Origin of the sequence: Giesbergeria sinuosa (assembly GCF_042652905.1) — a bacterium.
Taxonomy (GTDB): Bacteria; Pseudomonadota; Gammaproteobacteria; order Burkholderiales; family Burkholderiaceae_C; genus Simplicispira; species Simplicispira sinuosa.
In genome coordinates this window covers 1-1691 of the sequence record NZ_JBHSHJ010000027.1, presented here as the reverse complement: position 1 = coordinate 1691, position 1691 = coordinate 1, and the positions used below count along the sequence as shown (strand labels likewise).

Sequence of the window (1691 nt, the reverse complement as noted above, 5' to 3'; positions counted from 1 at the left end):
AACGAATCCACCGACCCTGTGTACCAACTCACGCCTGTCAAAGCGGCTGTGGGCACCAGTTGCACATAATCTTTGAGCTCGACATACACATTCTCTGCGGGCTGGGGCAGCCCCACCGGAACTTGGTACAACACCCCCCCCATCTGTAACAACTCCATATTGCGTATGACGTCTACGATGCCCGTGGTCTTGTGCCGGATGAGAGCATCAGCTACCCCGGTGCTGGTATTGGTTGTCAGGGCTGCTTCGTAATCCGAGGGCCGACCAAAGTACACCGCGATATCTGTGCCTTCGCCTCCATCAAGTACATCGCTGCCACTGCCTCCCACCAGTACATCGTTGCCCGCTCCGCCCTGTAGGCTGTTATTGCCCGCTTCAAACGACCAGCCCGTTTCACTGAGCGGTTGATCCACCAGCAGCAGATTGCCTTGGGTATCGGTCAGCGCGCTGGCGTGGCGGCTGTGGCGTGCCAAAGCCAGCCAGATCGCTGACCAACTGCCACCAGCGTTGAGGTAGTCGACCCCCAAGGCCGTGAGGGTAGGCGTGGCTTGGCCCGCACCCCACACCTGATCAATCACTGCTGCGATCTGTTCTGGTAGGGGCTGTTGGGCTAATGCAGGGTGGGTTTGCAGCCAGTAGTCATGGGCCATCTTGCCCAGTTGCTCACTGCTAAAGTCACCTCCCGCAAACGTGCCCATTTTTACCAGCGTCGGTAAACCTGCACCCAGTGCGTGTACCAGCAAGGTGGTGTCTTGGGCCAATTGGTAGTTGTCATAGATCCACGCCAAGCGCGCATCAGTGACTAGGCCACTGCCATGCCCGTTGCTCCAGCTGTTGACCAAGTGCAAGCTAGTGCTGTCGGCCAACTCGGTGCTGCTGGGGGTGAAGTCCACTTGCAAGTGCCCTGCAGGTGTCAGAGCAAAACGCCACTGCCCCGCATCGCTGGGGCCGCCTTGGAGCAGGTCGTTGCCATCGCCGCCTTGCAAGGTGTCGTTGCCAATGCCACCGACCACCCAGTCGTTACCACCATCGCCAAAGAGTTGATCGTCGCCGCCTTTGGAGCCAATGGTGTCGTTGCCATCACCGCCACGCAGCACGTCGTCATCGGCGCCGAGCACCAAAAATTGTGCGCTGCCATCGCCAATAACAAAGTTGCGCCCGCTACCACCCATGGCCGTGGTGGGGCCAATGACGATGGCAAACTCGACCAGACTCAAATCGAGTACGGTGCCGGGCGGAAGCTGGCGGGCGTCAATCACCAAGGCTTCGGCGCGTTGGGGGTTGGCGCTATCATCCTCGCCGGTGCCGGTGGTGCCTCGAATCACGATGGGCTGTGTGGGAGCCGTACTGCCCGGAGCCATCGTCATGGTGACGGTGCGCACGGTGACTTGGTCTTGGTTGATGACGCCGGGCACATATTGGTCAATGCCTTGATCCAGCACTTCGATAAAGTCGGCGGGCAGATCTATGCGTGGCTCGCTGGCCTGGATGAGTTTTTCACGTAGGCTCAAGCCACTGCCTTGGGTGCTTTCAGAGATCAAGCCCACCCCCACAGGCAGACTCACTTGCAGCAGCGGTTCACCGCTACTGTTCTTGACCAGTGGGATATCGGCCAGCGCGCCATTGGGGGTGTTGGGGTCTTCGGCGCGGCTGTCACTGACAGGGGCAATGGTTTGGGTCGTGGTGGTGGT

Annotated in this window: 1 protein-coding gene; it reads right to left on the bottom strand. The window is 59.7% G+C overall.

What is annotated here, in order from left to right; translation table 11 throughout:
* On the bottom strand, nt 1-1691 hold a 1691-nt coding region (locus tag ACFO6X_RS15800), incomplete at both ends, for a calcium-binding protein (RefSeq protein ID WP_382434959.1).